Below are 18,586 nucleotides of genomic sequence, written 5' to 3' on the forward strand. Positions count from 1 at the left end.
GGCACCACACCGGCCTCGCATCGACTCCCGAAATCGAACCGGCCCCGGATGCGGGTCTTCCGGGACAGCGCGATCGTGGCGCACCGCAATCTGCTCACCATCATGCGGGTGCCGACCCTGCTGGTGACCGCCACCGTGCAGCCGCTGATGTTCGTATTCCTGTTCGCCTACGTGTTCGGGGCCTCGCTCGGTGGTGGCGAGTACCGGGAATTCCTGATCGCCGGAATCATGGCGCAGACCGTCGCCTTCAGCGCGGCCTTCACCACCGTGGGCCTGGCCGGTGATCTGGAGAAGGGCATCATCGACCGGATGCGCGCGCTGCCGATGTCGCGGCTGGCGGTGCTGATGGGCCGTACCCTGTCCGATCTCGTGGTGAGCATGGTGAGCCTGGCGGTGATGACCGCCTGCGGTTACGTGGTCGGATGGAGTATCGAGGGCAGTTTCCTCGACGCGGTGCTCGCCTACGGGGTACTGCTGCTGTTCGCGTTCGCCATGTCGTGGGTCGGCGCGCTCACCGGCCTGCTCGCGCCGAATGTCGAGGTCGCCCAGAGCGCCGGGCTGATCTGGCTGTTCCCGCTGTCGTTCATCTCCTCGGCGTTCATCTCCGCCGAAACCCTGCCGGGCCCGCTGGCCACCATCGCCGAATGGAATCCCATCACCGCGGTGGCCGCGACCGGCCGGAAACTGTTCGACAACAGCGCTCCGCCCACCTTCGTCCCGGCCAGCGGCTGGCCGGCCGATCACTGTGTCGAATACGCGATCGGCTGCTCGCTGGCGATCCTCGCGATCGCCATTCCGCTGGCGCTGCTCCAGTACCGGCGGGTCGCCAGCCGCTGACCCGTCACAGAAAAGACCGTGCCCGCCGGACGATCCCGGCGGGCACGGTCTTTTCACCGGTTGCGGCCCGTGACGGGCCGCAACCTCCGCGCTGTGATCGGAAACTCAGCCCCGGCGACGGGTCTTGAGCAGTTCCAGGCGTTCTTTGAGCAGTTCCTCGAGCTCTTCCTTGCTGCGGCGCTCGAGCAGCATGTCCCAGTGGGTCCGCGGCGGCTTCACCTTCTTCGCCTCCTGCGTGGTGCCCTCGATCAGCACACCCTCCTGGCCGTTGCGGCACAGCCAGGTCGGCGGAATCTCGGCGTCGTCGGCGAACGGGACGTCGAACTCTTCACCATTGTCGGTCCGGTACCGGGCGATCCGGCGGGGTGCCAGATCATGGTCGCGGTCGGTTTCGTAGCTCACCGCTCCGAGCCGGCTGCCCCGGAGTACGCGATCTGCCATCTGTACAGGTCCTCTCTGTGTTGTGGCGCGTTGCCGCGCGCGGGTTCGCGGTCCTCGGTCGCTGTGTTCCACTACCGCCGGAGCGGAAACACCTGGCGGGTGTATCCACTGCGGGGGCACCGGAACCCGATCCGGGGCGCGAACCGGTGGGTTGACCCCTGTGTTCTCCGACGCGGACCTCGTGGGTCCGCGCTGTGCCGGCCGATTCTTCCGCCGACCGTTCGGGTCACGTGTGCAAGCCGTTACCTGTGGTACGAATCCGAGGATTCGTGCCGGTCCCGGCCGTGCGCCCTGTTCTTGTCAACGTTCGTGAGGGTCGATCCGTTCCCTTGTTCGGGAGAGCCTTGCCATTGTACGGCGTTCGGCGGAGTGGGCCGCGCGGTGTGCGGTGTGTGCCGATGCGAGAGTGCCTATTAGGGTGTCGGGTCATGTCGCGCCGGTTGCAGTCGTGTCTGTGGTGTGGTCGGGAAATTGTGGATACGGAAGCGGGTCGGCGGCGCCGGTATTGTCGGCAGTCCTGCCGGCAGCGCGCCTACGAACACCGCAACAATGTGAAGGGCACTGGTATCCCCGCTGATTCGGTGGTGCTCAGTGCCGCCGAGGCCACCGCCCTGGCCGACCGCTGGTTCGCCGCGCGCTGCGCGGCCGAGGATGTCGCCATCGCGGTCGAGGAGGGCGCCGATACCGTGGAATTGGCGCGCCTCAGCGCGGTGCTGGTGGAACTGGCGCGAGACGCGGAACGTCTGCGCTGACCCGATGGGCGCCGCGCCGGTGTTCCGGTCCGGCGCGCAGGCTCGCGACGGTCAGGCCCGCGACCACGACGGCCGAGATGGACACCGCCAGCAGGGTGGCCCAATCGGGACGTAGCAGCGGCTGGCCGCGCATCGCCTGCCAGAACGTGATCGCCAGCAGCCCGGCCCAGCCGAGCGTGACCACGCCGACCAGCCGGCTGCGGACGCGGACCGGCCGCAGCCGCGGGAACCGCGCCGCGCCCCAGGCCAGGAGAACCGCGGCGAGGAGGAGGACCTGGATACCGTGCAGGCCGACGAAATGGGCTATCCGCAGGTCACCGCCGACGGTGCTCCAGTGCGTCACCGGCATTCCCGCCGCCGCGTCCGGGGCGCCCAGGGCCTGCCGGGTTTCCGGGTCGACCACGGTATGACCGGCCGCCAGCTCCACGAGACGGCCGTCGGCGGTGCGGGTGAGCTGGGTTCCGGTGAACCCCATCAGGTACCCCAGTGCCATGGCGGCCACCGCGAGCGCCAGTCCGCCCCGGATCGCCCAGACGGTCGGCCGATCCGCCCCGGGCCGTATCGAAACGATCACCGCGATCACCAGATTCGCGACGAACAACCCGGGTACGCCGGAGGCGAACACCATCTGGCCGATCTCGTTCACCGCGTCGGTTTCGGTGTTGAAATGGCTGAAGGTGCCGCGTGCGGCCTGGAGCACGATGAAACCCACGTCCACGACTCCGGTCACGGCGAAGACGAGTCCGAACCACCAGGTGATCCGGCTGCCCCGATGCGGTAGCGACAGCAGCCAGGCGAGAGTGAGCGAGTACAGGAAGAACGCCAGCCCGAATTTCACCGGTTTGAGCCAGACCGATTCACCGAGCAGCTGCCGGTCGTCGAAAACCATCGCGACCAGGCCGGAAAACACCAGACCGGCCATTGCCGCGGAACAGAGCAGCAAAGGCCGGTGCAGGCGTCCGATCACCCGACGCGGATCGGAGAACAGGGGGCGGCCGGTGTGGACGGGCGCGCCGGGCGGGGGAAATGCGGGCATGGACCGACGGTAGGAACGGGAGACCGGGGGAGACGTCCCGCTGCGGGACGGATACCGCCCGGTACCCCGGTATCGCCGGGGCCGCCGGTATGGATCGTGGGTAGGGTCAGCCGGGGAAGTTGTTCACATCGAGACCGCGCGCGGCGAGCCACGGCTGCGGGTCGATGGGGCCGATACCGGGCTGGTGGACCTCGTAGTGCAGGTGCGGGCCGGTGGACTGGCCGCGGCTGCCGACGGTGGCGATCACGTCACCGGCGCGGACCTGCTGGCCGACTCCGACCAGGATGTCCTGCATATGGCCGTACACGCCGACGGAGCCGTCGTCCTGCTGGACGCGGACCCACAGGCCGAAGCCGGTGGCGGGCCCGGCCTCGATGACCGTACCGTCGGTGACGGAGTGGATCGGGGCGCCCATATCGCCGGCGAAGTCGATGCCGTTGTGGGCGGTGCCCCAGCGGGCGCCGTAGCCCGAGGTCAGCACGCCGTTCACCGGGCGGACGGTGGTCTGGCGGGGCGGTTCGGGGAACGGCCACGCGACGGGCTGGGCGGCCGCGTGCGGATCCCAGGCGCCGGGGTCGTGGGAGGTGGCCGGCTGTTCGGTTTGCTGGGGCGCTTCCCCCTGCTGCGCCGACGCCGAGGCGGCGACCGGAGTGATCTGTTCGTTATCGGAGTCGGCACCGGCGGCGAAGAGGCCGAAACCGGCAGCGACAGCGGTCGTGGTGGCGACAACCTGCGTCGTTACGCGACGACGGCCGATCGACGGCACCGTGAGCTTGCGGAAAGGTAACGGAAGGGTCACGGGCATGAGATACAAGCTAGGGGACCGGCGCGCCCGGTCAGCAATCGTGTGGCAACCGTCACTCGCGCGCATAAGCCCAGGTCGCTGATAACCGTCCGGTAACGAAATGTCCGATATCGCCCTTCGAGCTGCGCAAATGAGACATCCGAACGATGTTTGACCCGAGTGTGCCGGAAAGTGACACTTGTTGAGTGGTCGCTAACAGAGCCGCGCCGCTGATCGCCCTGGCAGACCCCACCAGGCGGGCGATTTTCGAGGCGTTGCCCTCCGGGCCCCGGTCGGTCGGAGAGCTGGCCCATCAGGTGGGGATCAGCAGTTCGGCGGTCTCCCAGCACCTGCGGGTACTCCGGGAAGCGCGCCTGGTGATGGTGCGGCCCGTCGGCAACCGCCGCCTCTACTCGCTGGACCCCCGCGGGCTCGGCGACGCCCGCGATTACCTGGAACAGTTCTGGCCCAGTGCGCTCGCCGCCTACAACGCGGCATTGACCGAGGCCCGCGGCCGGGAGCTACGGCCCGAGCCCCGGCGGCCGGGGTTCAGCCCACCCGGCGATACGAGACGCCGGTAACGCCGGTGGTCGCCTCGGCGCGCCGTTTGCGCAGCTGACGATCCAGCGCCGGGATGACCTCGCCCACGCCGATCTGCAGCAGTCCGGAATCGGGAGTGACCGCCTCCCGGTCGCCGGTACGGCCGGCCCACAGCACCTCGTGGCGGTTGAGCAGATGTTGCGGCGGGCCGCTCTCCTCCGGCGGGGTGGGCCCGAACAGCTGCACCGTGCGGGTCCCGAACGCCGTGGCCAGATGCGCGACCCCGGTATCGCCGCAGAGCACCACCGAGGCCTCGGCGACGGTGGCGGACAGTTCGATGAGGTTCTGGGTCCCGGCCTGCACCCGCTGTCCGGACAGGCCCGCCCGGGCGGCGATGCCCAGGGCTTCGTCGCGATCGCATTCGTCGCCGGTGAGCACCACCTCGTGCCCGAGCACCAGCAGATGCCGGATCACGGCCGCGAACCGGTCGGCGGGCCAGCGCCGGGCGGCCGCGCCCGCCCCGATATGCACCACGACGCAGTCGCGATGATTGGTGGTGGCCACCGGGGGAACCAGGCCGAGGTTGCGGCGATCGGCGCCGATCCCGTCGAATTCGAGCAGATGACACCAGCGGTCGATGGGATGGCGCCCGGCCTGCCAGTCGGGGCCGGGAATCTCCGGGAACGCCGGATTGCGATAGGTGAGGATGCGCTCGGCGCCGGTTTTGGCGAGTTCGACGATGGAGGTGGCCTCCGCCCCGTGCAGGTTGACCGCGAGCTTCGGCGGGGGGCCGTCCCAGCGCAGGCCCTGCGGGTCGGCGATCGGCAGGATCTCGTCCACCGACGCGATCACATCGACGATCGGGCGCAAGCGGTGCGGGGTGGCGAGGACGAGATGGTCGTTGCGGCGCGCCCGCCGCAGCGCGCGCAGTGCCGGGACCGCCGTGAGCAGATCACCGAGACCGCGTGCCTGAAGCACGAGAACTACCGACACCCGACTCTCCTAGCCACCGTTACTCGTCGACCGCCCCCTCCCGAGCGGCCCCGGGGGCCGGCCACGACGAGAGCACTCCCGCTTGAATAACTACCCCCAGTGATCAGGGGCAAACGTGGCCCGGTCGCGGTCTGGATCACATGCCACGGGTTCGCCTCATCGCCGGGATCCGGCCGGGGATCATCCGCCCCGCCGGGCCCACCCGCCGGTTTCCGGTGGTGGCGCCGGGCCGTGGGGATACCGGTCGATCCGTTTGCCGCCCTGCCGGATCGGGCACCGTGGTCCGGCGCGGGGCCCTTGGGTAATGTCTGGAACGTCCGTGGGGAAGCCCGGTGTGAATCCGGCGCTGTCCCGCAACTGTGTGGCCCGTGCGCGGGCCGGAGCCAGATACCCGCGGATGAAGTATTGGAACGGTCATGATCACGTGGGTATTGGTCGATGCGCCGAACGCGCCGCTGTGCGGTGCGTTTCGCATATCTGTCGCGTGAAGGGCCCGACGCGACAGGAGTCCGATATGCCGATCCCGCCCGTGCCGATGAGCCGGCGATCCTTCCTGGCCGGCAGCGCGGTCGCCGCCGGTGCGCTGGTCGCCGGGTGCGGTGGTGGTACGGGTGCCCGTACCGATGTGTTCACCGCGGCGTTCCAGGGGTCGGGCGCCGGCGAGGGTATCGATCCGGGGGTCAACACCCTGTTCATCGACGAGGCGCGGATGAAGTCGGTCTACGACGGGCTCTTCGAATGCGACGAGACGATGACGCCGATCCCGCGACTGGCCGAATCGGGCGAGCCGAACGCGGACGGCACCCGGTGGCGGATCGCGCTGCGCGACGCGCGATGGCACGACGGTACGAAGTTCACCTCCCGGGATGTGCTGTACACCTTGTCCCGGGTGCTGGGGCCCGCGCAGAAACGCCCGTTCATCGCCGCGTCCTCGCTCGCCCAGGTCGATCTGCCGGGCTGCCGGGCCGTCGACGACCGGACGGTCGAGATCGCGCTGACACAGCCGTCGTTCGAGTTCCTCATCGCCCTGTCGGTGTACGGAACCAAGATCGTGCAGGACGGTGCGGCCGATTTCACCCGTCCGGTGGGCACCGGCCCGTTCGTCTTCCGTTCCTTCGAGCCCGGCCGGCAATTCGTCGCCACCGCCAACGAGCACTACTGGGGCGGCCGGCCCGAGATCGGTGAACTGCGAATCGTGAGTGCCGAGGCGGATGCCCGGGTGAACGCGGTGCGCAGCGGCGAGATCGACTACGCCGACAACCTCACCCCGTCCGCCCACCGGACCCTCGAGGGCAGCGGCGGTCTGGATCTGGTGTCGACGCCCGGCAGCGGGATCTACTTCTTCGCCATGAAAACCGACCGCCCGCCGTTCGACAAGCCGGATGTCCGCCGGGCGGTGATGCGGATGTTCGACCGCCGGGAGCTGGTGAAGGTGGCCCTCGAGGGGCAGGGGGAGGTCGCCAACGATGTGTTCGGCAAGGGGAATCAGTACTACGCCGACCTGCCCCAGCACGAATACGACCCGGACGAGGCGGGCCGGCTACTGCGGAAGGCCGGCGTCCGGGACCTGACCTTCGATCTGTTCACCGCGCCGGTGGCCTACGGATTCGTCGAGGCGGCCCGGCTCTTCGCCGACCAGGCGGCCGCCTGCGGGGCGCGGGTGAACGTGGTACTCGGCGCCAAGGACAGCTACTACACCGACGCGCTGAAAACCGGCCACCTCACGATGGGCCAATCCGGCCCGTTGCCGATTCCGAATCATTTCGCGTCACGGCTGCTGAGCACCTCGCCGCAGAACCGGACCAAATGGTCCGACCCGGAGTTCGACCGCCTGTACACGACCGCCCAGGCGACTCCCGATGTGGCGGACCGGGCGGCCATCTATCGCACCATGCACGAAATACTGCACGACAGAGGAGGTTTCGTGTTCTTCGGCACCACACCGTGGAACAGTGCGGCCCGATCCGGATATCGGGGGCTTCCGGCCGCGGTCCCGAATTCGCACGCGTGGGCGCGATTCGACGGAGTCGGCGCGCGATGACCGCTCCGGTGCTCGACGCGGCGCTCGCCCGCTACTGGATCGAACGCTGGGACCGCCAGCAGGAGCACTACATGCCCGACCGCGAGACGCGGTTCGAGGTGATCGGCGATGTGCTCCTGGAATCGGTGGGCCGGGCGGATCCGCTGATCGTCGACCTGGGAGTGGGACCGGGAACCCTGTCCCAGCGGCTGCTGGCGCGGCTACCCGGCGCCCGGATCGTCGGAGTGGACGCCGATCCGCTGCTACTGGCCCTGGCGGAGGCCGCCTACGGGTCGCCGCGCCTGCGCACTGTCCGCGCCGATCTCCGGGTTCCCGGCTGGCTGGACGCGCTCGGGCTCGATCGCGCGCCGGACGCCTTCGTGAGCACGACCGCGCTGCACTGGATGAACCGGGAGCCCCTGCGCGCGCTGATCGAGACCTGCGCGAAGGCGCTGCCGGAAGGCGGAGTGTTCGTCGACGGTGATCATCTCTACGAGGGACCCGCCGGGCCCCGCCTCGACGCGCTCGGCCGGGCGCTGACGTCCCGCCGGGCCCGGCAGACGGGCGCCGCGGCGGCCGAGAACTGGGGCGCGTGGTGGACCGCGGTCGAGCAGGCGCCCGAATTGGCGGGCCTGGTCCGGTTGCGCGCGGGCGGTTTCGAGCACACCGTGCACGACCGGCCCACCGTCCACGATTACCTCGGCTTCGCGCGCGACGCGGGTTTCGCGGAGGCCGGTGTGGTGTGGCAGTACGGCGACGACCGCGTCGTCGTCGGCGTCCGGTGACCGGCCGGTGCCGCGCGACCCGCATACGCTCGGCCGGCTGGTGGCGCGGCGCCTGATGATCGGGGTGGGTCAGCTGTTCGTCCTGCTGATCCTGGTGTTCGTGCTCTCGCTGCTGCTGCCCGGGGACGCCGCCGATATCCAGAACAACACCATCCTCGGGGAGGAGCAGCGCGATACCGCGCGTGAACTGCTCGGACTCGACGTCTCCCCGGTGACCCGCTTCCTCGACTGGATCGCGGGGGCGGTCACCGGGGATTTCGGCACCTCGTACGCCAGTGGCGAGAGCGTCGGCGCGGTGATCGCGGGTCCGTTCCTCACCACCGGGCTGCTGGCCGTGCTGGCACTGGTGCTGCTGATACCGGTGGCGGTGAGCGCCGGTTTCGCCGCGGGGCTGCGCCCGGGCTCGGGGCGCGACCGGGTCATCACCACGATCGGTATCGGCCTGGATTCGATTCCCGATTTCGTGCTCGCCGTATTGCTGGTCGCGTTCCTGTCGGTCCGCCTGGACCTGCTGCCCGCGACCTTCCTCGGCGTCGACCTCGCGACCCTGGTGGACCGGCCCGAATACCTGGTACTGCCGCTGGTCGTCACGGTGGCGCGGATCGCCGCGCCGCTGGTGCGGCTGATCCGGGCGGGGGTGATCGATGTGATGGATCAGCCTTATATCGTGCAGGCGCGGCGGCTGGGGGTCGGGAGAACATCGCTGCTGGCCCGGCATATCGCGCCCAACGCGCTGGCCCCGGCGGTACAGGAACTCGGGCGCGCCACCGGCGGTCTGCTCTCCGGTGTCCTGATCGTGGAGGCCGTTTTCGCGATGCCCGGTATCGCCTCCGAACTCATCGGCGCCATCGGAAACCGGGACGATCCGGTGATTCTCGCGATCGTCTCCCTCACCGCCCTGTTCGCTCTGCTCGTGAATATCGCCATCGATATCGCGGGGTACCGGATGAATCCGCGGTCGGCGCGAGGGGCGCGGGGATGAGCCGGCGGCGGATGACGAGTCTGTCGCTGATCGCGATCCCGCTGGTCTTCGCGGCCGTCGGCCCGCTCGCGGCTCGCGCGGCGCCGGCCGAGCGGCTGGCGCCGTTCGGACCGTCGCCGTGGTCACCGTTCGGGACGGACCGGCTGGGCCGGGATGTACTGGCCGCGGCGCTCACCGGGGGACAGACCTTCCTGCTGGTGACCCTGCTGACCGTCCTGGGCGCGTACGCGGCCGGTTTCGCGATCGGAGTCGCCGCAGCGGCGGCGCCGCGGGTATGGCTCGACGAACTGCTGATGCGCCCGGTCGATGTCCTGCTGTGTATACCGTCGCTGCTGATCATCATGGTGGCGGCGCTGCGCACCGAGGGGTCCGGCCTCGCCATCGCCGGCGCGATCGGTCTCGCGCTGGTGGCCCCGATCGCGCGTTTCGCCCGGATGGCGGCGTCCGGGGTCGTGCACGGGCCGGTGATGGACGCCCTGCGGATGCAGGGGGAGACCCGCGCCTACCGCTACGGCCGCTACGCGGTCCGGGAGCTGGCGCGCCCGCTCGCGGCGGATTTCGGTATCCGCTTCACCACGGCCGTGTACTTCCTGGCATCCGCCAATTTCCTCGGCCTCGGATTCGATACCACCGCACCCGACTGGGCGGTATCGGTCGCCGCGAACAAGGACGCCCTCCTGATCGCGCCGTGGTCGGTGGTATTGCCCGCGACGCTGATCGTGCTGCTCGCGGTGGGAACGAATCTGCTGGCCGATGATCTGCTGTCCGATCCGCGGACGGTCGCGGCGGGCTACGCGCGAGGGGGACGCACCCGTGGTTGACGATCCGCTGATCTCGGTGCGGAGACTGGGAGCCCGGGCGGGTGACGCGGTGATCCTGCGCGATATCGACCTGGATATCGCCGCCGGGGAGGTGGTGGCACTGTTCGGGCCCTCGGGTGCCGGGAAGACGACCATCGCGTCCGCACTGGCGGCGAGGACGCCTCCGGGGCTCGAGTTATCCGGGGAGATCCGGCGCGCGGACGGGGTGCGGATCGGCTACCTGCCGCAATATGCCGCATCGACGCTGAACCCCGTCCGCCGGATCGGGCCGGCGCTCGGGGAACTGGTCGCGCTGCGGCACCGGCGCGAGGGCGGTGCGCGGTTGCGCCGGGCGGAGCGGCGCGCCCACATCGCCGGGGTGCTCGCGGCGGCGGCCTTCGATATCGACGACCGTGACCTCGACCGCACGCTGCGCCGGTATCCGTTCGAATTCTCCGGCGGCGAACGCGCCCGCCTGGCGCTGGCGCAGGTACTGGCCTGGCAACCCGACGTCCTGGTGGTCGACGAACCGACCGTCGGGCTGGATGCCCCGGCCCGGACCGCGCTGCTGGAGGGTCTGGACGGGGTGCGGCGCGCGGGCGGCGCCGTGGTTCTGGTGACCCATGACGCCTACGCGGTCCGGCGGCTGGCCGACCGCACGCTGTTCGTGCGGGCGGGCCGGCCGGACAGCGCGGGCCGCCTCGGGCCCGAATCCGAACCGGAATCGCGTCCGGCCGCCCCCGGGGCCGCCGATCCGATCGTGTGCGTTCGCGATCTGACGGTGCGGCGGGACGGCGCGGTGATCCTGCGCGATATCGATCTGGATCTGTATGCCGGGGAATGGCTGGGCCTGGTGGGGGTCTCGGGTGCGGGCAAGACGACCTTGGCCCGCTGCCTCGCCGGACTCGTCCGGCCCACCGGCGGCCGGATCACCGCCGACGGTGCCCCGCTCCCGGTGCTGCGGCGGCGCTCCCGCAGCCGGATCGCGGCGATCCAGTACATCTGGCAGGAATCCGCGGGCTCGTTCGATCCGCGCCGGACGGTACTCGACCAGGTGGCGGCCACCGGGGTCCGGTTACGCGGAATGGACCGGACCGCGGCCCGGGCGGCCGCGGTCACCGTACTGGCCGAGCTGGATATCGACGCGGACCAGGCCGGCCGCCGCCCCGCCGGCCTGTCCGGCGGACAACTCCAGCGGGCCGCCCTGGCGCGGGCGCTGCTGGCCCGGCCCCGGGTGCTGCTCTGCGACGAGGTGACCACCGCGCTCGACCGGCCCACCGCCCGGCGCATCCTCGACCACCTGGACAACTATCGCCGCACCCACGGGGCGGCGGTGGTGTCCATCGGCCACGATCTGGACGAACAACTCGCGCGTGCCGACCGGCTCGCGATCCTCGACGACGGCCGGCTGACCGGAGTCGGCTCACCGGCCCAGCTGTCCGGTACCCCCGGTACGGGAGTCCTGGCCCGTCTCCTCGCGGCCGGCGGCGCCGGGGTCCTCGGGTGAGGCCCGGCGGCGGCGCCGCTCCCAGGCTGTGGCGATGAGGATCGTGATCACCACGTACACCCAGCCCAGCACCACATCGATGACATAGTGCTCACCCCCGTAGACCAGGGTGAACGCCATCGCCACCGGGAAAAGCGCCAGCGGTATCCGCCAATACCGGTGCCGGGCCACCGGCCACAGCGCGAGTGTCACCAGCAGCGCGAAACCGGCGTGCAGGGAGGGCATGGCGGCGACGGGATTGCTCTGCGCGGCCAGCCAGTCGCCACCCACGTCGTAGGGAACGAGACCGATTCCGAACCCGGTGACGCGCCGGATATCGGCGTGGATGACATCGACCCGGGCGGCGTACCACGGGGGAGCCGACGGCAGCAGCACATAGGTCAGCAGGCCCAGATAGGACAGCAGCAGTACCCGCCGCATGTACTTGGACCAGCGGTCGCGCGATTGGATGTAGAAGACGGCGGCGATCAGCCAGGGCACGATGAAATGGCTCATGTAGACGAGGCCGGTGAGCACCGTCCACCAGGGTTTCCCGTCGTCGTGCAGCAGATGATCCTGGAGCCAGACCGTCGGCACCGTCCCGCCGAACAACCAGCTCTCCACCGATACCAGTTCCTCCACTCGGACCGGCATGCCGAGGGTGTTGGCGATACCGCGGGTGTGGTCGTAGATCACCAGCGCGGCGATGAGCGGCACCCAGTCGACGAGGATGCGCACCTGCTCGCGCCACGGGCGATCCGGCTGGTAGGCCGCGATCCCGGCCACGATCCACAGCGCCTGGTAGATGCGATCGGTGGGTGGGCCGAAGACCACGGTCACCACCACGAGCGCCAGCAGGTAGGCCGACCACACACCACTGCGCAGCAGCCGACGGGGCCGGGTGCGGGCAGGCGCCGTGGTCGCGGGGGCTCCCATCCCTTCAGTTTTCCATCAGTCGTCCATCGGGTGAACGAAAAGCGACGCCACGCCGACCGTCGGGTGACGTCGGCGGTACCTGCCGGGCTAGCGGCGGGTGGATCCGCCGCGCATCGTGTAGACGGCGGCCCCGGCCGCCACCACGATCAGTCCGCCGATCACGGAGGCCGGCGGCAGGGTCGCGGCCAGCAGGAGACAGCCCGCGAAGCCCGCCACCGTCAGGAACCGTGGCGGCGGGTCCTCGGTGACCGTGAGAGTGAAGGCGGACGCGTTCGCGATCGCGTAATACAGCAGGACGCCGAACGACGAGAAGCCGATCGCGGCGCGGATATCCGCGGTCGCCACCAGTACCGCCACCAGCGCGGCGATGGCCAGTTCCGCGCGGTGCGGCACCTCGAACCGGGGATGCACCGCGGCCAGCGCGTGCGGTAACCGCCGGTCGCGGGCCATCGCCAGGGTGGTGCGCGACACGCCCAGCATCAGGGCCAGCAGCGAGCCGAGCGCCGCCAGCGCCGCCCCGGCGCGTACCACCGGCTCCCACTGCGGCGCACCCGCCGCCCGCACCACCTCCGACAGCGGGGCCGGGGTCGCGGCCGTGCCCTCGGGCCCGAGCACCGCGAGGGTGGCGAGGGTGACAGTGGTGTAGACGATCAGAGCGATCCCCAGCGCCAGCGGTACCGCGCGCCGGATCGTCCGGGTGGGATCGCGCACCTCTTCGCCCAGGGTCGCGATACGCGCGTACCCCGCGAACGCGAAGAACAGCAGCCCGGCGGCCTGCAGGACGCCGCCGGCGGAGATATCCGGACCCGGCGGCGGATGAGCCGCCACCGGCCGGTCCGAGGTCACGGCCACGGCGACGACAACGGCCAGGACCGCGAGTACGGCCACGACGATGATCCGGGTGGCCCCCAGGGATTTCCGGACCCCGAGACAGTTCACTCCGGCCACCACCGCGACCGCGGCGACACCGAGGGCCCGGGCGTAGTCCGGCCACAGGTAGAGCCCGGCCGTCAGCGCCATCGCGGCACACGACGCGGTTTTACCGACCACGAAGGACCAGCCGGCCAGGAATCCCCAGAAATCACCGAGGCGTTCCCGGCCGTAGAGGTAGGCGCCACCCGATTCCGGATAACGCGCCGCCAGCCGGGCCGAGGAGAGCGCGTTGCAGTACGCGACGGCCGCGGCCAGAGCCAGCGCGATCGTCACGCCGGACCCGGCCGCGCGCGCCGCCGGGGCGAGCGCGGCGAAGATCCCCGCGCCCAGCATCGCGCCCAGGCCGATGGTCACGGCATCGGCGGTCCCCAGTCGCCGGGGTAACCGGTCGTGTGTGTGGTCGGCCGCAGTCACCGTATCCCTGCCGTTCCGGGTGGGCGTTGGTCTCGAAAGCAGCATCGCGCATCGCGGCGGGTCCCGCGACACGGGCCCGGTCTCGGAGGCTCGCCCGGTGGCTGCGCCGGCTGATTACGCTCGGGCACCATGAGCCTGGGTGAGGTGGCCGCCGACCTCTACGGTCTGGCGCCCGGCGAGTTCGTCGCCGCGCGCACCGAGCGGGCCCGCGCCGCCACCACGGCCGGGGACCGCGAACTGGCGGCCGCGATCGGCGCGCTGCGGAAACCCACCGTGGCGGCCTGGGCGGTGAACGCCCTGGTCCGCGCGGTGCCCGATGAGGTCGACGCGCTGCTGGGCCTCGGGGAGCAGCTGCGCACGGCGCAACGGGAGCTGTCCGGTGACCGGCTGCGCCTGCTCACCCGGCAACGCCGCCGGGTCGTCGATGCCCTGACCGCGCGCGCGGACGAGGTCGCCGCCGAACGCGGACATCCGGTCTCCGCCGCGGTCCTGCGTCAGGTGGGGGAGACACTGACCGCCGCCCTGGCCGACCCCGAGGTCGCGGAGCGGGTGCGGACCGCGACGCTGGCGACGGCGGTCACCTGCGAGGGATTCGGGCCGGTGGACCCGGATCTCACGGTGGTGCGGGACGAGCCGGAAAGGGTGGATACCGCGGCGCCGCGCCGGAAATCGCGTACGAAGCGCGCCGGCGGGTCCGGGGAGGCGGATCGGGCGGCCCGGGAGGCCGAGGAGCGCCGGCGGGCCGAGCTGTCGCGCGCCGCCGAGGAGCAGGCGCGCGCGGATCTCGACGCCGCCGAACAGCGGGCCCGCGCCGCCGCCGACGATCTGCGCCGCACCGAATCCCGGATCGGCGAACTCCGCGACGAACTGGCCGCCGCCGAGGATCGGCACCGCTTCGCCCGGCAGGCCGACCGGGCCGCCCGCGACGCCGTACGCGCCGCCACGACCGAATGGGAGCGGGCCCGGCGGCGACTGCGTTGACGCCCGGGCGGCCGGACCGTTCAGGTGTCCCGCCGCTGTCCCGAATCCTATGATGGGAGAAGGGGTTCGCCGCTGTTCGGGGGTTTCATGCGTCCACCGTCACCACATCCGTTCGATACCGGGCCCGACCGGCACCCGGCCCCTCCGCCGCGGCGCGGGGCCCGGATCCGGAGCATGCTGCGTTCGCCGCGCGCGACCAGTATCGCGGTGGTGGTCCTGGTCGGCCTGCCGCTGCTCGTGTTCGGGCTGGTATCGGCCGCCGACGCGGTATTCGGCTCCGGGGAGCCCGATCCGTCGGCCGGTGCGCCGCCGCCCGCCTTACGGGTGGACGCTCCGGTGGACCTGTCCCGGCCCTTCGCCGGGACGCCGGCCGTCGACTGGCCCGAAGGCGAGGCGGGAATCATCGCGCCGCCGGCGGTGCGGATGGGACGGTATACGGCCGAGGACGTCGCGACCGCCACGGCGGCGGTGCGGCGGTTGATCGCCACGGCGCGGCTGGATCGGCATGTTCTCGAAACCCACGACGCCGAACCGGTACTCGCATTGCTCGCCCCGCACCAGGCCGCGGAGGCGCGTGCGCTGCTGCGTCCCGGCAACGAAGCCGAGACCTGGTGGATCTCGACCAAGATCGCGCCCGGGTTCCGGCTGTTGCCGGTGGCGCCGCGGGTCACCGGATGGCTGACGCCCGTCGTGGACGCGAAGGGCGAATTGGTGATCGAGACCAACGTCCTGGTCGCCTACGCCTTCGACGCCGACGACCCGCGGACCCTGACGGGCCCGCTCGATATCGTCGCGGTGGACCGCTGGGAGGCCGATTACGTCTGGGTGCACGACGCGCAGTACGACGCGGGATCGCAGGGCCTGTACTACGGCGAAGTCCGGGGCTACATGTATCCGGTCGGCTGTGTACACGGCGACAAGGGTTTCCTCGCCCCGAACTACAGCAATCCGCCGGTCGCGGTACCGGATCCGGATCAGCCGGATCCGGAGACCTTCTTCGACCCGGAGGCGGAGTTGCCGGCCGGGAGCGGGTGCTGACGGCCGTTCGCCGCCGCTGACCCGGCGTGCCCGGCGGGGGCCGAACGGTTACGGCACAGAACGCGCGGGTGACCGTCAGGTCCCGGGCCGGCTCCCGGTGTCCGAGAGCGGCAGGCCCATGACGACCGCGTCCCAGAGTTCGCCGTTGCGGCGCCGGTAATGCGCCCGCAGCACGCCCTCGACCTCGAAACCGGCGCGGGCGTAGAGGGCCAGGGCCCGGACATTGTGCGGCCACACCTGCAGGGCGACCTTGTGCGCGCCGTGCTCGCGGGACCAGTCGATCACCCGGGCCAGCAGCGCGCCGCCCAGGCCCCGGCCGCGCTGGTCCGGGAGCAGCATCATGCCGAATTCGGTGACCCCGCTGCCGGTGAACCGGACCGTGGCGGAGCCACACACCGCGCCGTCGGTCTCGGCGACGAACACGGCGAATTTCTCGTCATCGAGCGCTTCACGGAGCCGGTCGGCGGCCTCGGTGGTATCCAGCGGGCCCTCCGTGCCGATCCAGCGGCCCTCCGCGGCCACGCTCGCGCGGATCGCGACGATCCGCTCGATATCCTCCGGTCCGGCGGTCCGGACGGGGGAGCGGGGGTCCGGATCGGCCGCCGGGCGGGGTTGTTCTGTCACTCGATCATCATCGCCGAGACCTCGCTTCCCGGGCGATTGGTTTCACCGGGGCGGGGTATGCCGGGAGCCCGGAGGGTCCGGGGGAACGGGGTCCCCAGGACCTCGGGATTCATGCTACTTTTCGTTACACATATCCCCGCCAGCAGTGTGGAGGTTCCGTGCCGGAGGGTACGTACGAAATGGTCGAGTGGACGGCCGCGCCGGGCAGCGAGGGCGGCGGCGCCGCCTGGGATCAGGTCGCGATCATGTCCGGGTCCGCCGGGCTCATCGCCCTGGTGCTGCTGTGGATCGGATATCTGCACCGCACCCGGCGGATCACCTGGCTGCAGCGCCTGGCCGACCGGCTGGGCCGGATCTTCAACCGGCCCGGCTGGGTGGCGCTGCCGCTGGCGATGTTCCTGGCCACCATCCTGACCGCGCTGCTCGGCTTCATCTGGGACGTCAGCCTGCATATCGGCAACGGCCGCGACGAGGGCCCGCTGGCCAATCCGGCGCACTATTTCATCCTCGCCGGGCTCTTCTTCCTGTTCACGGCGGGGATGTCGGCGATCGTGCTGCCCTTGGACGAGAAGCCCGGCGCGGCGGCCGTGCGGATCACCCGCACCTGGTACGCCCCGGTCGGCGGTATCCTGCTGGCCGGCGCCGGGCTCTACGCGCTCATCGGGTTCCCGCTCGACGATGTCTGGCACCGGATCTTCGGCCAGGACGTCACGCTCTGGGGCCCGACCCATCTGATGCTGATCGGCGGCGCCGGACTGTCCCTGGTCGGGGTGCTGCTGCTGGAGTTCGAGGGCAGCCACAACCGGCCCGATCCGGACCGTCCGGAAACCCGGCGCATGTGGTTGCTGCGCGCGTTCGCCTTCGGCGGTCTGCTCATCGGGCTGTCGGTGTTCCAGGTCGAATTCGATTTCGGGGTGGAGCAGTTCCGGCTGGTACTGCAGCCGATGCTCATCGTGGCGGCGGCCTCGATCACGCTGGTCGCCGCCCGCCTGACGCTGGGCGCGGGCGGCACGCTCGTCGTCGTGGTGTTCGCCGCGGTGGTGCGCACGGTGGTCGCCGTACTGGTCGGCGGTCCGATCATCGACGCGCCCCGGAACGTCTTCCCGCTCTACCTCGGTATCGCGGTGGTGGTGGAACTGCTCGCGCTGCTGCCCACCGACCGGCGGATCCTGTGGGGCGCGGGCACCGGCCTGGCGGCGGCGACTGCCGGGCTGTGGCTCGAATCGCTCTGGGTCGGCGCGATGTTCGTCGATCCGTGGCCCGCATCGATGTGGCCGGAACTGCTGGCGATGGCGATCCCGACCGGTATCGCCGGCGGTGTGATCGGCGCGATGCTGGCCACGGTCCTGCGCGGCGAACCCCTGCCCCGGCCGCCGGTACGCCGGACCCTGGTCGCGGCCGCGGTGGTGGTCGTGGCGGCGGCGACCGCCAACGGCCTGATGATCTCGGTTCCCCAGGACGCCCGCGCCACTGTGGCGCTGACCGAGGCCGGTGAACAGGGCGGCCGGATGGTGCACGCCGATATCCGGCTCACCCCGGACGACCTGGTCGGCGACGACCCCGAATGGATCCAGATCCTGGCCTGGCAGGGCGGCGTCGGCAGCGACAGCCCCGGCCGCGGTCTGGTGGTGGATCAGCTGCGCCGGGCCGGGCCGGGACACTACGTCACCACGAAACCCGTTCCCGTACACGGTTCCTGGAAGACCGTGCTGCGCATCCAGGACGGCCGGACGCAGACCGCGCTGCCGATCTTCATGGCCGCCGACCCGGGAATCGGCGCGGAGGAGGTCCCGGCGCTGGAGAGCTTCACCCGCCCGTTCGTCGCCGAGATCACCGTGCTGCAGCGGGAGCGGTCCTTCGACCACCCGGCCTGGCTGTTCGCCGCGGCGTCGCTGGTGGTGCTGGCCTGCAGCCTGATCCTGATCGCGGCACTGTCCTGGGGCGCCGCCCGGATCAACGACCGATACCCGCACCGCGCGCCCGCCGCGGAAAGGGAACGGGCGCCGGTGCCATGACCGATCGATACGACGGTGTGGACATCCTCGCCGACCACTCGATCCTGCTGGCGGTTCCCGCCTTCCTCCCGGCGTTCCTCATCGCCGGTGTCGTGATCGTCATCGCGGTCCGCGATCGCCGCCGCGGTGACGAGCACGAGCCGATCGAGGAGCCGGATGCCGAATCCGGTACCGACAAGGAGAATTGAT

19 protein-coding genes and 1 riboswitch are annotated in these 18,586 nt (G+C 71.0%); of the genes, 12 read left to right on the plus strand and 7 right to left on the minus strand.

Annotation, left to right across the window (positions count from 1 at the left end):
* Positions 1-48 precede the first annotated feature (48 nt).
* Entirely contained in the window at positions 49-837 is a 789-nt protein-coding gene (locus tag ACZ6SF_RS03095) for an ABC transporter permease (RefSeq protein WP_466061320.1), read from the plus strand.
* Between the two features lie 105 nt (positions 838-942).
* On the opposite strand, the gene ACZ6SF_RS03100 is transcribed toward ACZ6SF_RS03095, so the two are convergent.
* Positions 943-1,278: an RNA polymerase-binding protein RbpA gene (locus ACZ6SF_RS03100; protein ID WP_449895681.1), complete on the minus strand. Its 336-nt coding sequence runs from the start codon at positions 1,276-1,278 to the stop codon at positions 943-945.
* A gap of 428 nt (positions 1,279-1,706) precedes the next feature.
* Between ACZ6SF_RS03100 and ACZ6SF_RS03105 the strand changes: the two genes are divergently transcribed.
* On the plus strand, positions 1,707-2,030 hold the full coding sequence (locus ACZ6SF_RS03105) for a hypothetical protein (protein WP_466060274.1): 324 nt from the start codon (positions 1,707-1,709) through the stop codon (positions 2,028-2,030).
* On the opposite strand, the gene ACZ6SF_RS03110 is transcribed toward ACZ6SF_RS03105, so the two are convergent.
* Together ACZ6SF_RS03110 and ACZ6SF_RS03115 are read right to left on the minus strand one after the other, a co-directional pair.
* Complete coding sequence (locus ACZ6SF_RS03110) at positions 1,981-3,066, minus strand: hypothetical protein (protein WP_466060276.1); 1,086 nt, start codon at positions 3,064-3,066, stop codon at positions 1,981-1,983. The genes ACZ6SF_RS03105 and ACZ6SF_RS03110 overlap by 50 nt on opposite strands.
* A gap of 106 nt (positions 3,067-3,172) precedes the next feature.
* Positions 3,173-3,871 carry a M23 family metallopeptidase gene (locus tag ACZ6SF_RS03115; RefSeq protein WP_466060277.1) on the minus strand — a complete coding sequence of 233 codons (699 nt, stop codon included), beginning with the start codon at positions 3,869-3,871 and terminating at the stop codon, positions 3,173-3,175.
* Between the two features lie 185 nt (positions 3,872-4,056).
* Between ACZ6SF_RS03115 and ACZ6SF_RS03120 the strand changes: the two genes are divergently transcribed.
* Positions 4,057-4,431 carry an ArsR/SmtB family transcription factor gene (locus tag ACZ6SF_RS03120; protein WP_466060279.1) on the plus strand — a complete coding sequence of 125 codons (375 nt, stop codon included), beginning with the start codon at positions 4,057-4,059 and terminating at the stop codon, positions 4,429-4,431.
* Here ACZ6SF_RS03120 and ACZ6SF_RS03125 read toward each other — a convergent pair.
* Entirely contained in the window at positions 4,400-5,383 is a 984-nt protein-coding gene (locus tag ACZ6SF_RS03125) for a glycosyltransferase family 9 protein (protein ID WP_466060280.1), read from the minus strand. The genes ACZ6SF_RS03120 and ACZ6SF_RS03125 overlap by 32 nt on opposite strands.
* Before the next feature lie 300 nt (positions 5,384-5,683).
* A riboswitch (cobalamin riboswitch) is annotated at positions 5,684-5,796 on the plus strand.
* A gap of 101 nt (positions 5,797-5,897) precedes the next feature.
* Here ACZ6SF_RS03125 and ACZ6SF_RS03130 point away from each other — a divergent pair.
* The 5 genes from ACZ6SF_RS03130 to ACZ6SF_RS03150 are packed head-to-tail and all read left to right on the plus strand — an operon-like array spanning position 5,898 to position 11,477.
* Positions 5,898-7,424, plus strand: a complete 1,527-nt coding sequence (locus ACZ6SF_RS03130) for an ABC transporter substrate-binding protein (protein WP_466060282.1) — start codon at positions 5,898-5,900, stop codon at positions 7,422-7,424.
* A complete protein-coding gene (locus ACZ6SF_RS03135; RefSeq protein WP_466060284.1) occupies positions 7,421-8,188 on the plus strand; it encodes a class I SAM-dependent methyltransferase in 768 nt (255 codons plus the stop codon). Before ACZ6SF_RS03130 ends, ACZ6SF_RS03135 begins: the two co-directional genes overlap by 4 nt.
* Positions 8,189-8,195: 7 nt before the next feature.
* Entirely contained in the window at positions 8,196-9,170 is a 975-nt protein-coding gene (locus ACZ6SF_RS03140) for an ABC transporter permease (protein ID WP_466060286.1), read from the plus strand.
* Positions 9,171-9,181: 11 nt separating this feature from the next.
* Complete coding sequence (locus ACZ6SF_RS03145; RefSeq protein ID WP_466060287.1) at positions 9,182-9,991, plus strand: ABC transporter permease; 810 nt, start codon at positions 9,182-9,184, stop codon at positions 9,989-9,991.
* Positions 9,984-11,477, plus strand: coding sequence for an ABC transporter ATP-binding protein (locus ACZ6SF_RS03150; RefSeq protein WP_466060289.1), 1,494 nt, complete (start codon positions 9,984-9,986; stop codon positions 11,475-11,477). The genes ACZ6SF_RS03145 and ACZ6SF_RS03150 overlap by 8 nt, the downstream gene beginning before the upstream one ends.
* On the opposite strand, the gene ACZ6SF_RS03155 is transcribed toward ACZ6SF_RS03150, so the two are convergent.
* Both ACZ6SF_RS03155 and ACZ6SF_RS03160 read right to left on the minus strand, forming a co-directional pair.
* Positions 11,394-12,392 (minus strand): phosphatase PAP2 family protein, encoded by a 999-nt coding sequence (locus tag ACZ6SF_RS03155; protein WP_466060291.1) that lies wholly within the window; start codon positions 12,390-12,392, stop codon positions 11,394-11,396. The two genes, ACZ6SF_RS03150 and ACZ6SF_RS03155, sit on opposite strands and share 84 nt — an antisense overlap.
* Before the next feature lie 87 nt (positions 12,393-12,479).
* A complete protein-coding gene (locus tag ACZ6SF_RS03160; protein WP_466060293.1) occupies positions 12,480-13,784 on the minus strand; it encodes an APC family permease in 1,305 nt (434 codons plus the stop codon).
* Positions 13,785-13,868: 84 nt separating this feature from the next.
* Here ACZ6SF_RS03160 and ACZ6SF_RS03165 point away from each other — a divergent pair, with 84 nt between their 5' ends.
* Together ACZ6SF_RS03165 and ACZ6SF_RS03170 are read left to right on the plus strand one after the other, a co-directional pair.
* Positions 13,869-14,720 (plus strand): hypothetical protein, encoded by an 852-nt coding sequence (locus tag ACZ6SF_RS03165; RefSeq protein WP_466060294.1) that lies wholly within the window; start codon positions 13,869-13,871, stop codon positions 14,718-14,720.
* Positions 14,721-14,894: 174 nt separating this feature from the next.
* Positions 14,895-15,758: a hypothetical protein gene (locus ACZ6SF_RS03170; RefSeq protein ID WP_466060296.1), complete on the plus strand. Its 864-nt coding sequence runs from the start codon at positions 14,895-14,897 to the stop codon at positions 15,756-15,758.
* A 75-nt stretch (positions 15,759-15,833) separates the two neighbouring features.
* Here the strand turns inward: ACZ6SF_RS03170 and ACZ6SF_RS03175 are convergent, their stop codons facing one another.
* A complete protein-coding gene (locus tag ACZ6SF_RS03175) occupies positions 15,834-16,382 on the minus strand; it encodes a GNAT family N-acetyltransferase (protein ID WP_466060298.1) in 549 nt (182 codons plus the stop codon).
* Positions 16,383-16,561: 179 nt separating this feature from the next.
* Here ACZ6SF_RS03175 and ACZ6SF_RS03180 point away from each other — a divergent pair, with 179 nt between their 5' ends.
* A complete protein-coding gene (locus tag ACZ6SF_RS03180; RefSeq protein ID WP_466061321.1) occupies positions 16,562-18,397 on the plus strand; it encodes a hypothetical protein in 1,836 nt (611 codons plus the stop codon).
* Positions 18,394-18,585 (plus strand): hypothetical protein, encoded by a 192-nt coding sequence (locus ACZ6SF_RS03185; RefSeq protein ID WP_466060300.1) that lies wholly within the window; start codon positions 18,394-18,396, stop codon positions 18,583-18,585. The genes ACZ6SF_RS03180 and ACZ6SF_RS03185 overlap by 4 nt, the downstream gene beginning before the upstream one ends.
* Position 18,586: the final 1 nt, after the last annotated feature.

The sequence above is a fragment of the Nocardia sp. NPDC049935 genome (assembly GCF_055586645.1).